A 16,598-nucleotide genomic window follows, 5' to 3' on the forward strand; every position below is an offset into this window, starting at 1 on the left:
GTCGGCCGAGCGTCAGAATCCCTGCGCGAGCCGATAGTAGGCCTGGTTCCACCGCAGTTCCTTGACGAACTGGCGGGAGGTCGTCGCCTCGTCGATGACGAGCAGTTCGACGCCGAGCATGTCGGCGAAGTCGGTCAGCTCCTCGGACCCGATGGCCGAGGAGAGCACGGTGTGGTGCGGGGCGCCGGCCGTGATCCACGACTCGGCGGAGGTGCGCAGGTCGGGCCGGGGCCGCCACACGGCCCGGGCGACCGGCAGGGCGGGCAGCGGCTCGGGCGGCGCGACCACGTCGATCTCGTTGGCCACCAGGCGGAACCGCTCCCCCATGTCCGACAGGCCGACCACCACGGCGGATCCGGGAGCGGCGTCGAACACCAGCCGCACCGGGTCCTCCCGCCCGCCGATGCTCAGCGGGTGGATCTCGCACGAGGGGGTGTCGGCCGCGATCGTCGGGCAGACCTCCAGCATGTGCGCGCCGAGGATGAGCTCCTCACCCGGCGTGAGGTGGTAGGTGTAGTCCTCCATGAACGAGGTGCCGCCGGGGAGGCCGGCCGACATGACCTTGAGCGTGCGCAGCAGCACCGAGGTCTTCCAGTCGCCCTCGCCGCCGAAGCCGTAGCCGTCGGCCATCAGCCGCTGCACGGCCAGCCCGGGGAGCTGACGCAGCCCGCCCAGGTCCTCGAAGTTCGTGGTGAACGCCTTGAAGCCCCCGCTCTCCAGGAAGTACCGCAGGCCCAGCTCGATGCGGGCCGCATAACGCAGCGACTCGTGCCGCTCTCCACCTGCGCGCAGCTCGGGCGCCATCCGGTAGAGGTCCTCGTACTCCTTCGCGAGGGCCGACACGTCCGCGTCCGTAGTGGCGTCCACGGCCTCGACCAGCTCGTTGACCCCGTAGGTGTTCACCGACACCCCGAACCGCAGCTGCGCCTCGACCTTGTCGCCCTCGGTCACGGCGACGTCCCGCATGTTGTCGCCGAACCTGGCCAGACGCAGCGAGCCGACCTCCGCGCGGCCCGCCGCCGCCCGCGCCCAGGTGGCGATGCGGCCCGCCACCGAGGGGTCGCTCACGTGCCCGGCGATGGTCTTGCGCGGCACGCCCAGGCGCGTCTGGATGTAGCCGAACTCGCGGTCGCCGTGGGCGGCCTGGTTGAGGTTCATGAAGTCCATGTCGATGGAGCTCCAGGGCAGCTCCACGTTGGCCTGCGTGTGCAGGTGCACCAGCGGCTTGCGCAGCGCGTCAAGCCCGGCGATCCACATCTTGGCCGGGGAGAACGTGTGCATCCACGCGATCAGGCCGATGCACTCGTCGTCGCCGTTGGCCTCCAGGCACACCCGGCGGATGGCCGCCGCGTCGGTGAGCACGGGCCGCCACTCGAGCTCGAACGGCAGCGCCTCGCCCAGCTGCTCGGCGATGCGCCGGGACTGCTCGGCCACCTGCCGCAGCGTCTCCTCGCCGTACAGGCCCTGGCTGCCGGTCAGAAACCATAGCCTCACAGGTGACTCCTCTGTCCGTAGACGTTCTGGTAGCGGTCGTACAAGCTGTCGACGTCGGCCTTCTCGATCGGCAGCGGCTGGCCGAGCTGGCAGGAGATGTGCACCGTGCGGGCCACGTCCTCGCACATCACGGCGGCCTTCACCGCCGCCTTCGGCGACTCGCCGATCGTGAACACCCCGTGGTTCTGCATCAGCACCGCCGGGGAGCGGTGCCCGGTCAGGGTCTCGACGATCCCCTTACCGATGTCGTCGTTGCCGATGAGGGCGAACGGCCCGACAGGGATCTCGCCGCCGAACTCGTCGGCCATCGCGGTGAGCACGCACGGGATCGACTCACCGCGGGCCGCCCACGCCGAGGCGTACGTGGAATGGGTGTGCACCACGCCGTTCACCTCCGGCATGTGCCGGTAGACGTAGGCGTGCGCGGCCGTGTCGCTGGAGGGGGCCAGGTCGCCCTCGACGAGGTTGCCGTCAAGGTCGCAGACCACGATCGACTCGGGGGTCAGGTCGTCGTACGACACGCCGCTCGGCTTGATGACGAACAGGTCCTCGCCGGGCACCCGGCCCGAGATGTTGCCCGCCGTCCACACCACCAGACCATAACGGACCAGCTCGGCGTGCAGTCCGCAGACGGTCTTACGGAGATCATCGATCATGCGCTTGCCTCGTTCCTGATGGCGCGGAGCCGGTGGAGCATGCCGCCGTCCGCGAAATGGTCGTGCAGCCCGCGATACTCGGCGTACAGCCGGTCGTAGGCGTCGGCCCGCTCGGCGTCGGGCACGTAGGCGGCGGCCTCCCGCTTGCCCATCGCCGCGGCGGCAGCCGTGATGTCGGGGTACGCGCCCGCGGCGACGGCCGCGTGGATCGCCGAGCCGAGGGCGGGCCCCTGATCGGAGCCGATCACCGACAGCGGGCGGCGCAGCACGTCGGCGTACGTCTGCATGAGGAAGCCGTTCTTGAGCAGACCGCCGGCGACCACGAACTCCTCGACCGGCACGCCCGAGGCCTCGAACGTCTCCACGATCGTCCTGGCGCCGAACGCGGTGGCCTCGATGAGCGCGCGGTAGACGTCCTCGGGGCGGGTGGCGAGCGTCTGCCCGACGACGACGCCGGACAGGGTGTGGTCGACGAGGACCGAGCGGTTGCCGCCGTGCCAGTCGAGCGCGACCAGCCCGTGCTGGCCGACCTTCTGCCCGGCCGCGAGCGTGGTCAGGTAGTCGTGCAGGCCGACCCCGGCCTCCGCCGCCCGCTCCGCGTAGGAGGCGGGCACGCAGTTGTCCACGTACCAGGCGAAGATGTCGCCGACGGCGGACTGGCCGGCCTCGTAGCCCCACAGCCCGGGGACGATGCCGTCCCGCACGACGCCGCACATGCCGGGGACCTCGGCGAGCTGGTCGGAGCACATGACGTGGCAGGTCGAGGTGCCCATGATGGCGACCATCTGGCCCGGCCGCACGGCGTCGGCCGCCGCGGCCGTGACGTGGGCGTCGACGTTGCCGACCGCGACCGCGATGCCCTCCGGCAGCCCGGTCCACTCGGCGGCCCGCGCGGTCAGGTGACCGGCGAGCCCGCCGAGCGGAGCGAGATCCTGGCCGAGCTTCCGGGTGAACCCCGAGAAGGCGGGGTTCAGCGCGGCCAGGAAGTCCTCGGACGGATAGCCGCCATCCTGGTGGATGGCCTTGTAACCGGCGGTGCAGACGTTGCGGGTCTCCACCCCGGTGAGCTGCCAGATGATCCAGTCGGCGGCCTCGATCCAGCGGTCGGCCCGGGCGTAGAGTTCCGGATCCTCCTCCAGCAGTTGCAGGCCCTTCGCGAAGGCCCACTCAGAGGAGATCTTGCCGCCGTACCGCGGCAGCCACGCCTCGCCGCGCTCGGCGGCGAGGGCGTTGATGCGGTCGGCGTGGGGCTGCGCCGCGTGGTGCTTCCACAGCTTCGGCCAGGCGTGCGGCCGTTCGGGGAACTCCTCGCACAACGGGTGGCCGTCGGCGGTGGCGGGCAGGATCGTGCAGGCCGTGAAGTCCGTGCCGATGCCGATCACCTGCTCGGGCGGGACCTGGGCCGCGGCCAGCGCCTTCGGCACGGCGTGCCGCAGCACGTCGATCCAGTCGGCCGGCGACTGCAGCGCCCAGTCGGGGCCGAGGCGGACGCCGGAGCCCGGCAGCGCGTCCTCGATCACGCGGTGGGCGTACTCGTGGACCGCGCCGCCCACCTCCTCGCCGTCGCTCACCCGCACCACGACCGCACGCCCGGACAGCGTGCCGTAGTCGACGCCGATGACGTAACGCTCGCTGTTAGCGTTCACACATACTCCAAATCGGAGAAGGGAGAGATACTGCCGCTCTGCTTCGCAGCGTCTACCTGCGACGGGCGGTGATCAAGCGCTGAAGCAGGATGAAGGCGAACAGCAGCAGGCCGATGAAGATCTTCGTCCACCACGAGCTCAGCGTGCCCTCGAAGCTGATGATCGTCTGGATCAGTCCGAGCACGAGCACCCCGAGCACGGTGCCGAGCAGATAGCCGCTGCCTCCGGTGAGCAGCGTGCCGCCGATGACGACCGCGGCGATCGCGTCCAGCTCCATGCCGACCGCGTGCAGGCCGTAGCCCGACAGCATGTAGAAGGACAGCAGCACGCCGCCGAGCGCCGAGCAGAAGCCGCTGATCGTGTAGACGGCGATCTTCGTACGGGCCACCGGCAGGCCCATCAGCAGGGCCGACTGCTCGCTGCCTCCCGTGGCGTACACGTTGCGGCCGAGGCGCGTGTAGTGCAGCACGTACGCCGCGGCCAGCACGACCAGCACCGCGATCACCACGCTCGGCGAGATCCACATGTCGCCGACGAGGTCGATCCTCGTCTGCGCGAACGACGTGAACGTCCCGTTCTCGATGGGGATCGAGTCGGTGCCGATGGTGTAGCACAGGCCGCGGGCGAGGAACATGCCCGCCAGCGTCACGATGAACGGCTGGATCTCGAAGTAGTGGATGATCGCGCCCATGCCTAGGCCCAGCACGGCGCCGATCAGCAGCACGAGGCCGATGACCCCGAACGCCGGCCAGCCGTCCTTCAGCAGGCTCGCGGCGATCATCGTGGAGAGCGCGACGACGGACCCGACCGACAGGTCGATGCCGCCGGTGAGGATGACGAACGTCATCCCGACCGCGACCACCAGCAGGAAGGCGTTGTCGACGAAGACGTTGAGCACGATCTGCCCGGTGGCGAAGCCCTCGTAGCGGATGCCGCCCGCGACGAACATCGCCACGAACAGGCCCGCGGTCACCAGGACCGGGATGTACTTCTGCGGGAGCTGGACGCGGCCGGACCGCAGGCCGCCGGCGATGCTCGTCATGCCGACACCCTCACCTTCTCTTCGGTCGCCGGGCTCGGCGCCACCGGGCGCCTGCGGCGGCGGAACGCCTTCTCGCGGAAGGCGGGGGACTGCAGCAGGCAGACGATCGTCACCACGAGCGCCTTGAACAGCAGCGTGGTCTCCGGCGGGACGCCGATCGAGTAGATGGTGGTGGTCAGCGTCTGGATGATGAGCGCGCCGAGCACCGTGCCGCCGAGCGAGAAACGGCCTCCCGCCAGGGAGGTGCCGCCGATCACGACGGCGAGGATGGCGTCCAGCTCGATCCACAGGCCGGCGTTGTTGCCGTCCGCGCTGGAGACGTTCGAGCTGATCATCAGCCCGGCGATGCCCGCGCACAGCGCGCAGAACGCGTACACCATCATCAGCACGCCGCGGGCGCTGATGCCCGACAGGCGGCTCGCCTCGGCGTTGCCGCCGACCGACTCGATGAGCAGGCCGAGCGCCAGGCGCCGGGTGAGGAAGGCGGTGAGCGCGAGCACGACCGCCACGATGATGATCCCGAACGGCAGCGTCAGCCAGTAGCCGCCGCCGATCAGCTTGTACGGCGAGCTGTTGACCGTGGTGATCTGCCCGTCGGTGATGAGCTGCGCGAGGCCGCGCCCCGCGACCATCAAGATCAGTGTCGCGATGATGGGCTGGATGCCGATGCCCGCGACGAGGAAGCCGTTCCACGCGCCGAGGATCACCGACAGCACCAGCGCGATCCCGACGGCCCCGAGGACCCCGCCCACCGAGTTCTGGTCGGACAGGTCGCTGATCTGCAGGCAGGCCAGGGCGCCGGCGACCGCCACGACCGACCCCACCGACAGGTCGATGCCGCCGGTGGCGATGACGAGTGTCATGCCGAGCGACACGAGGATCAGCGGCGCTCCGAACCGGAAGATGTCGATGAGGCTGCCGTAGAGGTGGCCGTCCTTCATCTGGATGCGGAAGAAGTTGTCGGTGAAGAACAGGTTCAGCAGCAGCAGCCCGGCCAGGATGACCAGTGGCCAGAACAGGCGATGCCTGATGAACCGCGTCATGATCTGGCTCCGCTCGCGATCGTCTCCGTCAGGGTGTCGGTGGTCAGGCGCTCGTCGTTGTCGAGCTGGGCGACCATCTTGCGGTCCCGCAGCACGCCGACCTTGTGGCTGAGCCGCAGCACCTCCTCCAGTTCCGCGGAGATGAACAGCACGGCCATTCCGCCGTCGGAGAGCTGCGCGACCAGGCGCTGGATCTCCGCCTTGGCGCCGACGTCGATGCCGCGGGTGGGTTCGTCGAGGATGAGCAGGCGGGGCTCCAGGATCAGCCAGCGGGCCAGCAGCACCTTCTGCTGGTTGCCACCGCTCAGGTTCTTGACGAGCTGCTCGGGGTCCGCCGGGCGGATGTTCAGCGCGGCGATGTACTTGTCGACCAGCTCGTCCTGCTTGCGCCGGGGAATCGGCCGGGTCCAGCCGCGCGCGGCCTGCAGGGCGAGGATCACGTTCTCCCGGACGGTGAGGTCGGGGATAAGACCCTCGGCCCGCCGGTTCTCCGAGCAGAAGGCCAGCTTCCTGGCGACCGCCGAGCGTGGCGTGCGCAGGCTGACCTGCTCGCCGCCGATCTTCAGTGTGCCGCCGCCCGCGTGGTCCGCTCCGAACAGCAGCCGGGCGACCTCCGTACGGCCCGAGCCGAGCAGCCCGGCCAGGCCGACGACCTCCCCCTCGTGGATGGTGAGCGTGAACGGCTCGATCGCCCCGCTCCGGCCCAGCTCCACCGCCTCCACCAGCGGCGCGGCCTCATTGGCGGGCGGGCGGCCCTCAAGCTTCTCCAGGTCGGCCAGCTCACGGCCGATCATCTTGCCGACCAGCTCGACCTGGCTCAGCTCGCTGGTGAGGTACTCCCCCACGAGCCTGCCGTTGCGCAGGATCGTCATCCGGTCGGAGATCTCGTAGATCTGGTCGAGGAAGTGGGAGACGAACAGGATCGCGATGCCCTGCTCCTTCAGCCGGCGCATCACCCGGAAGAGCTGGGCGACCTCACCGGCGTCGAGGCTGGAGGTCGGCTCGTCCAGGATGAGCACCTTCGCGTCGATGTCCACCGCCCGCGCGATCGCCACCATCTGCTGGATCGCCAGCGAGTACGACGACAGGGGCGCCGACACGTCGAGGTCGAGGTCGAGCCTGGAGAGGAGCTCCGCCGCCCGGCGGCGCATCTTCTTCCACTGGATCCGGCCGAGACGGCGCGGCTCACGGCCGATGAAGATGTTCTCAGCCACCGACAGGTTCGTGCAGAGGTTGACCTCTTGGTAGACGGTGCTGATGCCCGCGTGCTGGGCGGCGAGCGGGCTGTGGAAGACGACGCGCCTGCCCTCAAGCTCGATCTCGCCGGCGTCGATGTCGTACACACCGGTCAGGACCTTGATCAGGGTCGACTTTCCCGCGCCGTTCTCGCCCATCAGCGCGTGGACCTCGCCCGGCAGCAGCCGGAAGTCGACGCCGTCCAGTGCCTTCACACCGGGGAACTGCTTGCCGATCCCGCTCATCCGCAGGATCGGCGCGGGTGCGGCCATGCGGCGCCCCTCTCTCCTCTGTGTTTCCCGCTCACCATCGGGGCGCTCACTACCGTCGTCCTCCCTCGTCGCGCTTGGTCGCTTCGCTCCCGCGCGCTCCTCGGTCCAGATCGACGGCGCGCCCCTCCGGATCGCTCGGTCCTCGTGGGAAGGGCCGCCCCCCCCACGCGGGGAGCGGCCCGGAACCCGATCAGTACTTGCGGTTGGGCAGGGCCTCCTTGGCCTGCTCCTGGGTGAAGGTGGTCTCCTCGGTCACCACCCGCTGGGGCACCTGCTCGCCAGCGATGACCTTCTTGGCGAGGTCCATGAGCTGGGTGCCGAGCAGCGGGGAGCACTCGACGATGTAGTTGATCTTGCCGTCGGCGAGGGCCTGCATGCCGTCGCGGACCGCGTCAACCGTGATGATCTTGATGTCCTTGCCGGGCACCTTGCCCGCGCCCTCGATCGCCTCGATGGCGCCGAGACCCATGTCGTCGTTGTGCGCGTACAGCACGTCGATGTCGGGGTTGGACTTGAGGAAGGCCTCCATGACCTCCTTGCCCTTGGCGCGGGTGAAGTCGCCGGTCTGCGAGGCGATGATCTTGAACTTCGGATCGGCGGAGATGATCTCCTGGAAGCCGGCCTTGCGGTCGTTGGCGGGCGCGGAGCCGGTGGTGCCCTCCAGCTGGACGATGTTCACGTCGTCCTTGCTGTCCTTGTACTCCTCGACCAGCCACTGACCGGCCTTCTTGCCCTCCTCGACGAAGTCCGAGCCGAGGAAGGTCTTGTACAGGCTGGTGTCCTTGGAATCCACGGCCCGGTCGGTCAGGATGACCGGGATCTTGGCGTTCTGCGCCTCCTTGAGGACCGTGTCCCAGCCCGACTCCACCACCGGCGAGAAGGCGATCACGTCGACCTTCTGCTGGATGTAGGAGCGGATGGCCTTGATCTGGTTCTCCTGCTTCTGCTGCGCGTCGGAGAACTTCAGCTCGATGCCGGCGGTCTTGGCCGACTCCTGGATGTCCTTGGTGTTGGCGGTACGCCAGCCACTCTCCGCGCCGACCTGGGCGAAGCCCATGACGATCTTGTCGTCGCCGCCACCGGACGAGCCGCCCGCCGACGTCGAACCGTCGTCGCCGCTGCCGCAACCGGCCATCGTCAGGGCCGTGGCGCCGGCCAGGATCAGCACCGAGATCCTCTTCAACACTATGGGGATCCTTCCTTCCTGATAGCGCTAACACCACGGCGTGGTGCGGCGCTGATTATCGTTGTCTCCGTACGGCTATCGCGCGGCCGTGCTTCCCCTGAGCACGAACTGGGGAGGCACGACGAGACGCTCGTGAGGGAGCGGCTCGCCCGACTCGATCTGCCTGAGCAGCACGTCGATGCTGCGCCTGCCGACGGCCCCGAAGTCCTGTCTGATCGTGGTGAGGGGCGGGGAGAAGAACTCCGACTCAGGGATGTCGTCGAAGCCCACGATGCTGATCTGCTCGGGGACTTTCACCCCCTCCTCCGTGAAGGCGCGCAGGAGGCCGAGCGCCATCTGGTCGTTGGCGACGAACACCGCGGTGACGTCGCCGGCCATCGCGGCGAGCCGCTTGCCGGCCTGGTAACCCGACCTCGGGCTCCAGTCGCCGGTCAGCGTGGCCGGCACGGGCCGCCCCGCGGCGGTCAGAACCGCGCGCCAGCCCTCGATCCGGCCTTCGGCCTCCAGCCAGTCCGCCGGGCCGCTGACATGCCAGACCGTCTCGTGGCCGAGTTCGAGCAGGTGCGAGGTAGCCAGCCTGGCGCCCTCGACCTGATCGACGCTCACCACGGAGACGTCGCCCTGATGCCAGCCCTCGACGGCCACGGCGGGCATGCCCGCCGGCAGGTCGTCGAGCGCCCGGGCCGCCGAGCGCTGCGGAGCGACGACCACGATGCCGTCCACCCCCTGCTCGGCGAGGTAGCCGATCGCGTCGTTCACGCCGGCCCTGTCAATGGTTCGCAGGCTCACGATGCTGACGAAGTAGCCCGCGTCCCTCGCGGCCTGCTCGATTCCGTAAACCGTGCTCGCGGGGCCGTACAGCGTCGTGTCGAAGCTGACCACACCCAGCGTGCGCGAGTGCTTGGTGACCAGGGCCCGGGCGACGAGGTTGCGGCGGTAACCGAGCTGGTCGATAGCCCGCATGACCCGGGTGCGGGTCTCGGCGCGGACGTTCGGATGGTCATTGAGCACCCGCGAGACCGTCTGGTGCGACACCCCGGCCAGTCTGGCCACGTCGGCCATGACGGGCGGGCGGCGGTCGACATTGGGTCCCACTGGCGCTCCTCTCAAGTACTTGGGAAGACTGTGAGCGTTAACACGACCTCTCGTCAAGAAGGCGGCCGGTCACGGTCCGATCACACCGAAACATCCCGTTAACGTGGCATTGGCGGACACGCCATAGGGGCCTTAACTGGTGACCGAATCCAGTCTGTTAACGCTCACTCTTCGAGTGCGACAGGGTGTCAGGGACGCCAGGATCCGAGGGACCTTCCCCGACCAGCGTGTTCACGCCGCCGACGCCGAACAGTGGTCCGGCACGGACGCCCGGCAAACCCCTCGGCCGCCCGTCCCCTTACCGAGGCGACGTCCACCAGACGGACATGGCTGTCAAAGAGGGCATCCCCCTCACGGCCTCCCCCGCCGGGCTTCAAGCCCGTCACGCTCAGCACCCCGGTAGCGCTCGACCGCCCAGATCGCTGCTCCAGATCCAGTAGCTCACCCCTCCACGGGCGAGTCGGCCACGGCGGCGTGCCCGGTAGTCCCGCGTGCGGTAACCGCGACCCCTACCGGGATCACCTGCGGCGCCGCCGCGCCTCTCGGCCACCATCGAAAGAGAGACGGAGCCGCCACAGATCGGCGGCTACCGCTGACCTGGTCATCGTGGGCGTCATTCCCGCGCCCGTCTGGTGCGGCCGTGGTAGGTGAAGGCCCAGCGGTCTTTGCCGGTTCGGCGTCTGGTGTAGCGGTGGGGGTGCTGGTAGCGGTCGCGGTTGTGGAACTGGCAGGCCGGGCCGAGGAGTTTCAGGTCGGTGAGGCCGCCGGTGCTCCAGTTGTCGGCGTGGTCGATCTGGCACATGGTTGCGGGCAGGGGGCAGCCGTCGATCCAGCAGGTGGCGTAGCGGGCGAAGATCGCTCGCCGCTGGGCGGGAGTGGCCAGGCGGACTTTGCGGCCCATGTCGAGGACCTGGCCGTCAGCGTCCATGACGATCCGCATGAGGGTGGAGGTGCGGGCCAGCCGGTGCACGCTGGTGACGGGCAGGACCTGTCCGGTCGCCAGCAACAACCCCGGCACCATCCCCAACCCAACACCCAACCCCGCCCTTGGCGCTGCTCCTCGTGGCGCTCCCGGTGTCGATTCGCCGCACGCCTCACGGCTGCCCTGCTCATCGCTGCTGGGCCCATGCGGGACCTCCCCCGCAGGCCGGGGCCCGGCGTGGGTGCGGTGGGCATGGGTATCCCCCGGAGGATCGGGTGAGCGCCACTCACCCCACCGCGACTCCCAGGATGGCCCCTCCTGCGGTTCCTCCTGGTTCGGCCGACCCGGCTGCGGCGAGCGCGGCGAGTCCTGCTGTGGCTTGCTCCGCTCCTGGTCGCTGTGCCGCTGGTCGCTCTGCTGTGGTTCCTGCCGCGACTCGCTCCGCTGCCCGGTCCTCGCCTGCGCGCGGCCGGTCACGTCAGCACCGGGCTCCTCATCGCGGGGGCCGGCCGAGCCGCCAGTCGCAGTGCCACCCGCTCCGCCGACCGTGCTGGCACCTGTGTCGACGTCGGTCGTGCCGTACTCACCGGGAGCGCTGGTGTCCTCGCTACCTTCGCTGACCGGTGCGACCACGGCCTCCCCTGCCTGCCACGCCTCGCGGACAATCCCGGCCTCCCAAGAGTCCTCGGCGTCGTCGCCGCCGTCGCTGTCCTGGTCGTCCAGAGTGTCTTCGAGGGTCCCGTCCTGCTCGGGGCCTTCGGCCGTCTCCGTCGCCGGGTCGGCCGCAGGGCCGGTGGTGAAGTCGGCGTCGGTACCCGACGCGGCCTCGGGGTCAGTGGTGGCCTCGGGGTCGGGGCCAGGTTCCGGGTCGGGGTCAGTGGGGAGGGACTCGGCGTTGACCAGCACCAGAAGCTCGGTGGTGATCTGCTGCTCCAGCAGCGCGATGAACGCGTCCGCCTGACGCTCCGCCAGCGACCGGTCATCGCCCTCCGCCCCCGGCCGGGCGTAGGCGTCCAGCAGCGCCCGCAACCGGGCCGCCGCCTCACGCGGCAGATAAAACTCCCCCTCCAGCCCACCCCCCTTGCCCAGGCGCACCCGCAACGACCGCCGCCCGTAATCAGCCCGCTCGCCGCACTCCTCACCGTCGGGGTCCAGCACCGCCCGCAGATACCGCCCCGCCTTGGCCACCTCCGCCGCACCCGCCCGCCCCGCCAACTCCACCAAGATCGGCTCGGCCAGCCCCGCCTGCTCATCCGACAGCCCGGCAACGGCGGCGCAGATCGCCTCCACCATCCCCGCCGCCAACCCTCCGGTGGCGAACATCTCCCGCACGGTGGGTAGCCGCGCCAGTTCGATGCCCAGGGTGAGCAGGCGGCCCGCACCCCCGACGGTCATCCCTCCGGCGGTGCGCAGCCAACTGCGGGTGGAGGCGTGCCCATGCTGTCTGGCCTGCCCCGCCCGATGCACCCGCCCCACCCGCTCAGCCAGCGCGCACGTGATGCGATCGCGTGCGAACAACAGATCCTCGGCCTCGGCAAGGCAGATCTCGGGCGTATCGGGGACCGGCGCCAACGCCAGCGCCTGCGCCGACTCCCGCAGCGAGGCGACCAGCACCCACGACGACCGAACCCGCCGATCGCCCCCACCACCGGCGCCCGCCCCTCCCTCGGGACCACCGGCACCGGCATCGGCACCACCGGCGTCCGCACCGGCAGGATCAGCGCCGTCCGGTGCCGCCGCTCCAACAGCCTCACTGTCGGGAGACCCGCTGGTGGTGGCCTCGCCGGCCGCGACCTCGGCGTTGTCCACAGGCTTGTCGCGGGCGAGCGAACCATCCGTCGACCACAAAGGAGAATCAGCGATCAGCCGATCCCACCAGCCGTCGTCACCGCTATTCGAACGCTGGTGGCGTTCAGGATCGAGGTCGAACAGATCCATCGCACCTCCAGATACAATTCGAACTCCTGTATGAATTTTCTCCCGACTGCCTCCCCTCAGGCAACTTCACCAGGCGATTTGTTGGAGCCACAGGACACGCGGCTAAAGAGGCGAAAGAGGCGCGGGTGCGGGCGGACGCACATCATGCGCCCGCCCGCACCCGCGCCCGTGCCGCTACTTGGCCTTGTTCTTGTTGTAGACGTCGAAGGCCACGGCCAGCATGAGCACGCCGCCCTTGATGGCCTGCTGCCAGTCGACGCCGAGGCCGAGCAGGGACATGCCGTTGTTCATGACACCCATGACGAGGCCGCCGACGATGGCGCCGACGACGCTGCCCACACCGCCGGACGCCGAGGCGCCGCCGATGAAGGCCGCCGCGATCGCGTCGAGCTCGAAGTTGGTGCCCGCCTTCGGCGTGGCCGCGTTGAGCCGGGCGGCGAACATCAGCCCGGCGAGGGCGGCCAGCACGCCCATGTTGACGAAGACCAGGAGCTTCGTCTTCTTGGTCGCGATGCCCGACAGCGCCGCCGCGCGCTCGTTGCCGCCCACCGCGTAGATGTGACGGCCCATCACCGTGCTGGTGGTGACGAACGAGTACCCGACGGTCAGCACGATCACCACGAGGCCGACGACCGGCAGCCCCTGGTAGACCGCGAGCACCCAGGTGAACGCACCGATGACGACGACGATGGCGACCGCCTTGAGTGCGAACCACAGCATGGGCGTCACGGCCAGGCCGTACTCACGTCGCCGGGCACGGGAGCGCCAGTCATTCCAGACGATCAGCGCCGCCGCGGCGAGGCCGAGCAGGATGGTCACCAGGTGCAGGTCGCTCCCGCCGACCTCGGGTACGAAGCCCGACCCGAGCTGGCGGAACCCGGTCGGGAACGGCGCGATCGACTGCCCCTGCAGCACGACCATGCTGAGCCCGCGGAACAGCAGCATTCCGCCGAGCGTGACGATGAACGACGGGATCCGGGCGTAGGCGACCCAGAAGCCCTGGAAGGCGCCGATCAGGCCGCCGGTGATCAGCGCGCCGAGCACGACCAGGGGCCATGGCAGGCCCCAGTTCACGATCGCCACCCCGGTCAACGCTCCCACGAACGCCGCCACAGAGCCGACCGACAGGTCGATCTCCCTGTTGATGATCACCAACATCATGCCGATGGCCAGAACGAGCACGTAGCCGTTCTGCATGATCAGGTTGGTGACGTTCAGCGGCTTGAGCAGGATGCCGTCGGTCAGGATCTCGAACAGCACGACGATGACGACCAGCGCGGCGATCATCCCGTACTGCCGCAGGTTTCCCCGGAGACGCGGGCCGGCCGCTCCGCCCGAGGACGCGGAGGCGGTCGCCGGACGGTCCACAAGGGTCATCGGGCCACCGCCTGGGTATTGGTCATCAACCTCATGACGGCCTCCTGTGTCGCTTCCCGCCGCCCGATCTCACCGGTGATCCGGCCTTGGTTCATCACGTAGATCCGGTCGCACATGCCGAGGAGTTCGGGGAGCTCCGAGGAGATCAGGAGCACGCCCTTCCCTTCGGCCGCGAGCCTCTGGATGATCGAGTAGATCTCGTACTTCGCGCCCACGTCGATGCCGCGCGTGGGCTCGTCGAGGATGAGCACGTCGGGGTTGGTGTACACCCACTTACTCAGCACGACCTTCTGCTGGTTGCCGCCGCTGAGGTTGCCGGTCTTGGCGAAGACGCCGGGCGCCTTGATCCGCATCCGGTCGACGAACCCCTCGGCGTCGGCCACCTCCCTGTGCAGGTCGATGACCGACCGCCGCGAGACCCGGTGCAGGCTCGCCAGGGTGATGTTGCGCCGGATGTCCTCGTCCAGCAGCAGGCCGAGCTCCTTGCGGTCCTCCGTGACGTACGCCAGGCCGGCCGCGATGGCGTCGCCGACGGTCGCCAGGTGCAGCTCACGGCCGTCCTTGCGGACGGTGCCGCTGATCCGGGTGCCGTACGAGCGGCCGAAGACGCTCATCGCCAGCTCGGTGCGGCCCGCGCCCATGAGCCCGGCGATCCCGACGATCTCGCCGCGCCTGACCGCGAGACTCACGTCGCGGACGACCTGCCGGTCGGGCACCGTGGGGTGGAAGACGTTCCATCCCTCGATCTCGAACAGCACCTCGCCGATCTCCGGCGTCCGGGGCGGGTAGCGGTGGTCGAGGTCGCGCCCCACCATGCCCCGGATGACGCGGTCCTCGTCGATCCCGTCCGCGACCGGGAGCGTCTCGATCGTCCGGCCGTCCCGCAGGATCGTGATCGCGTCGGCCACGGCCATCACCTCGTTCAGCTTGTGCGAGATGAGGATCGAGGTGATGCCGTGGTCGCGCAGGTCCCGCAGCAGCCGCAGCAGGTTCTCGCTGTCGGCCTCGTTGAGCGCCGCGGTCGGCTCGTCGAGGATGAGCAGCCGCACGTCCTTCGCCAGCGCCTTGGCGATCTCGACGAGCTGCTGCTTGCCCACGCCCAGACCGCTGACCTGCGTGTCCGGGTCCTCGCGCAGGCCGACCTTCTCCAGCAACCGTACGGTCTCCTCGGAGGTGGCGTGCCAGTCGATGACGCCACGCCGTGACCGTTCGTTGCCGAGGAAGACGTTCTCCGCGATGGACATGCCGGGCACCAGCGCCAGCTCCTGGTGGATGATGACGATGCCGGCCGCCTCGCTGTGCCGTAGCCCCTTGAACGCGCAGGGCCGGGAGTCGAGGAGGATCTCCCCCTCGTACGTCCCGTGCGGGTAGACCCCGCTGAGCACCTTCATCAGCGTCGACTTCCCGGCGCCGTTCTCGCCCACCAGGGCGTGGACGGTGCCGCGCTCGACGTCGAAGTTCACGTCGTCGAGCGCGCGTACACCGGGGAACTCCTTGGTGATCCCCCGCATGCGGAGGATGTGGTCGGGCATTTCAGCCTCTTTCACAACAAGTGCTCAGCTGTTGAGCTGGGCCTCGGTGTAGTAGCCGCCGTCGACCAGAACCTGCTTGTAGTTGTCCTTGTCGACCGACACGGGCTTCAGCAGGAACGAGGGCACCGTCTTGACGCCGTTGTTGTAGCTGTCGGTGTTGTTGACCTCGGGCTGCTTGCCCTGCATGACGGCGTCCGCCATCGAGGCCGCCACCTTGGCCAGCTCGCGGGTGTCCTTGTAGACGGTCTGCGTCTGCTCACCGGCGATGATCGACTTAACCGAGGCCAGCTCGGCGTCCTGCCCGGTGATGATCGGCAGCGGCTTGCCCGCCGAGCCGTACCCGACGCTCTTGAGCGCGGAGATGATGCCGATGCTGATCCCGTCGTACGGCGAAAGCACGGCGTCGATCTTGTCGGAGGTGTAGTTGGCGCTCAGCAGGTTGTCCATACGGGACTGGGCGGTGGCACCGTCCCAGCGCAGCGTCGCGACCTGGTCCAGCTTCGTCTGGTTGCTGCGCACCACGAGCTTGCCCGAGTCGATGTACGGCTGGAGCACCGACATGGCGCCGTTGAAGAAGAACACGGTGTTGTTGTCGTCGGGGGAACCGGCGAACAGCTCGATGTTGAACGGGCCCTTGCCGTCCTTCAGCCCGAGCTTCTCCTCGATGTAGCCCGCCTGCTGCACGCCGACCTGGAAGTTGTCGAACGTGGCGTAGTAGTCGACGTTGGGGGTCTTCATCAGCAGCCGGTCGTACGCGATGACGGGGATCTTCTGGTCGGCCGCCTGCTGCAGCACGTCGGTGAGGGCCGAGCCGTCGACGGCGGCGACGACGAGTACCTTCACGCCCTTGGTGATCATGTTCTCGACCTGGGAGACCTGGGTCTCCACCACGTCCTCCGCGTACTGCAGGTCGCTGTCGTAGCCCAGCGCCTTGAACTGCTGGACCATGTTGTCGCCGTCCTTGACCCAGCGCTCGGACGACTTCGTGGGCATCGCGATGCCCACGGTTCCCTTCTCGCCCGCGGTGGTCGCGTCTCCGCCGCTACCGGAACCGCCGCAGGCGGCTACCAGCAGCAGGCATAGTCCACCCACTACCGCGCTCATGAGTCTGCGCATGAGACAATCTCCTTTGGAATGGTTGTTCCGCGCGTCCCGCCGG

General features: G+C 69.1%; 12 protein-coding genes. All 12 read right to left on the minus strand.

The window, feature by feature from the left end; translation table 11 throughout:
* Window positions 1–12 precede the first annotated feature (12 nt).
* The 12 genes from araA to chvE all read right to left on the minus strand — a co-directional run bounded on the left by araA (window position 13) and on the right by chvE (window position 16,555).
* Window positions 13–1,494, minus strand: a complete 1,482-nt coding sequence (gene araA / locus HHX31_RS24975) for an L-arabinose isomerase (RefSeq protein WP_169950786.1) — start codon at window positions 1,492–1,494, stop codon at window positions 13–15.
* Entirely contained in the window at window positions 1,491–2,150 is a 660-nt protein-coding gene (locus tag HHX31_RS24980) for an L-ribulose-5-phosphate 4-epimerase (protein ID WP_169950787.1), read from the minus strand. Before HHX31_RS24980 ends, araA begins: the two co-directional genes overlap by 4 nt.
* Window positions 2,147–3,796 (minus strand): ribulokinase, encoded by a 1,650-nt coding sequence (gene araB, locus HHX31_RS24985; RefSeq protein WP_169950788.1) that lies wholly within the window; start codon window positions 3,794–3,796, stop codon window positions 2,147–2,149. The genes HHX31_RS24980 and araB overlap by 4 nt, the downstream gene beginning before the upstream one ends.
* Window positions 3,797–3,848: 52 nt before the next feature.
* Window positions 3,849–4,838 carry a galactofuranose ABC transporter, permease protein YjfF gene (gene yjfF / locus HHX31_RS24990; RefSeq protein WP_169950789.1) on the minus strand — a complete coding sequence of 330 codons (990 nt, stop codon included), beginning with the start codon at window positions 4,836–4,838 and terminating at the stop codon, window positions 3,849–3,851.
* A complete protein-coding gene (locus HHX31_RS24995; protein WP_169950790.1) occupies window positions 4,835–5,881 on the minus strand; it encodes an ABC transporter permease in 1,047 nt (348 codons plus the stop codon). The genes yjfF and HHX31_RS24995 overlap by 4 nt, the downstream gene beginning before the upstream one ends.
* Window positions 5,878–7,389 carry a sugar ABC transporter ATP-binding protein gene (locus HHX31_RS25000; RefSeq protein ID WP_169950791.1) on the minus strand — a complete coding sequence of 504 codons (1,512 nt, stop codon included), beginning with the start codon at window positions 7,387–7,389 and terminating at the stop codon, window positions 5,878–5,880. The genes HHX31_RS24995 and HHX31_RS25000 overlap by 4 nt, the downstream gene beginning before the upstream one ends.
* A 190-nt stretch (window positions 7,390–7,579) precedes the next feature.
* Window positions 7,580–8,575, minus strand: coding sequence for an ABC transporter substrate-binding protein (locus HHX31_RS25005; protein WP_311932226.1), 996 nt, complete (start codon window positions 8,573–8,575; stop codon window positions 7,580–7,582).
* Window positions 8,576–8,650: 75 nt separating this feature from the next.
* Complete coding sequence (locus HHX31_RS25010; protein WP_169950836.1) at window positions 8,651–9,637, minus strand: LacI family DNA-binding transcriptional regulator; 987 nt, start codon at window positions 9,635–9,637, stop codon at window positions 8,651–8,653.
* Window positions 9,638–10,283: 646 nt separating this feature from the next.
* Window positions 10,284–12,530, minus strand: coding sequence for an HNH endonuclease signature motif containing protein (locus tag HHX31_RS25015; protein ID WP_169950792.1), 2,247 nt, complete (start codon window positions 12,528–12,530; stop codon window positions 10,284–10,286).
* A 174-nt stretch (window positions 12,531–12,704) separates the two neighbouring features.
* Complete coding sequence (gene mmsB / locus HHX31_RS25020; protein WP_169950793.1) at window positions 12,705–13,907, minus strand: multiple monosaccharide ABC transporter permease; 1,203 nt, start codon at window positions 13,905–13,907, stop codon at window positions 12,705–12,707.
* Entirely contained in the window at window positions 13,904–15,439 is a 1,536-nt protein-coding gene (gene mmsA / locus HHX31_RS25025; protein WP_169950794.1) for a multiple monosaccharide ABC transporter ATP-binding protein, read from the minus strand. The genes mmsB and mmsA overlap by 4 nt, the downstream gene beginning before the upstream one ends.
* Before the next feature lie 24 nt (window positions 15,440–15,463).
* Window positions 15,464–16,555, minus strand: coding sequence for a multiple monosaccharide ABC transporter substrate-binding protein (gene chvE / locus HHX31_RS25030; protein ID WP_169950795.1), 1,092 nt, complete (start codon window positions 16,553–16,555; stop codon window positions 15,464–15,466).
* Window positions 16,556–16,598: the final 43 nt, after the last annotated feature.

Source organism: Microbispora sp. H11081 (assembly GCF_012999535.1).
Classification (GTDB): Bacteria; Actinomycetota; Actinomycetes; order Streptosporangiales; family Streptosporangiaceae; genus Microbispora.

Coding starts and splice junctions, on each gene's coding strand:
- HHX31_RS25000 (WP_169950791.1), bottom strand. CDS start 7,389: ATGGCCGCACCCGCGCCGATCCTGCGGATGAGCGGGATCGGCAAGCAG.
- chvE (WP_169950795.1), bottom strand. CDS start 16,555: ATGCGCAGACTCATGAGCGCGGTAGTGGGTGGACTATGCCTGCTGCTG.
- HHX31_RS24980 (WP_169950787.1), bottom strand. CDS start 2,150: ATGATCGATGATCTCCGTAAGACCGTCTGCGGACTGCACGCCGAGCTG.
- mmsA (WP_169950794.1), bottom strand. CDS start 15,439: ATGCCCGACCACATCCTCCGCATGCGGGGGATCACCAAGGAGTTCCCC.
- HHX31_RS25010 (WP_169950836.1), bottom strand. CDS start 9,637: ATGGCCGACGTGGCCAGACTGGCCGGGGTGTCGCACCAGACGGTCTCG.
- HHX31_RS24995 (WP_169950790.1), bottom strand. CDS start 5,881: ATGACGCGGTTCATCAGGCATCGCCTGTTCTGGCCACTGGTCATCCTG.
- HHX31_RS25015 (WP_169950792.1), bottom strand. CDS start 12,530: ATGGATCTGTTCGACCTCGATCCTGAACGCCACCAGCGTTCGAATAGC.
- yjfF (WP_169950789.1), bottom strand. CDS start 4,838: ATGACGAGCATCGCCGGCGGCCTGCGGTCCGGCCGCGTCCAGCTCCCG.
- mmsB (WP_169950793.1), bottom strand. CDS start 13,907: ATGACCCTTGTGGACCGTCCGGCGACCGCCTCCGCGTCCTCGGGCGGA.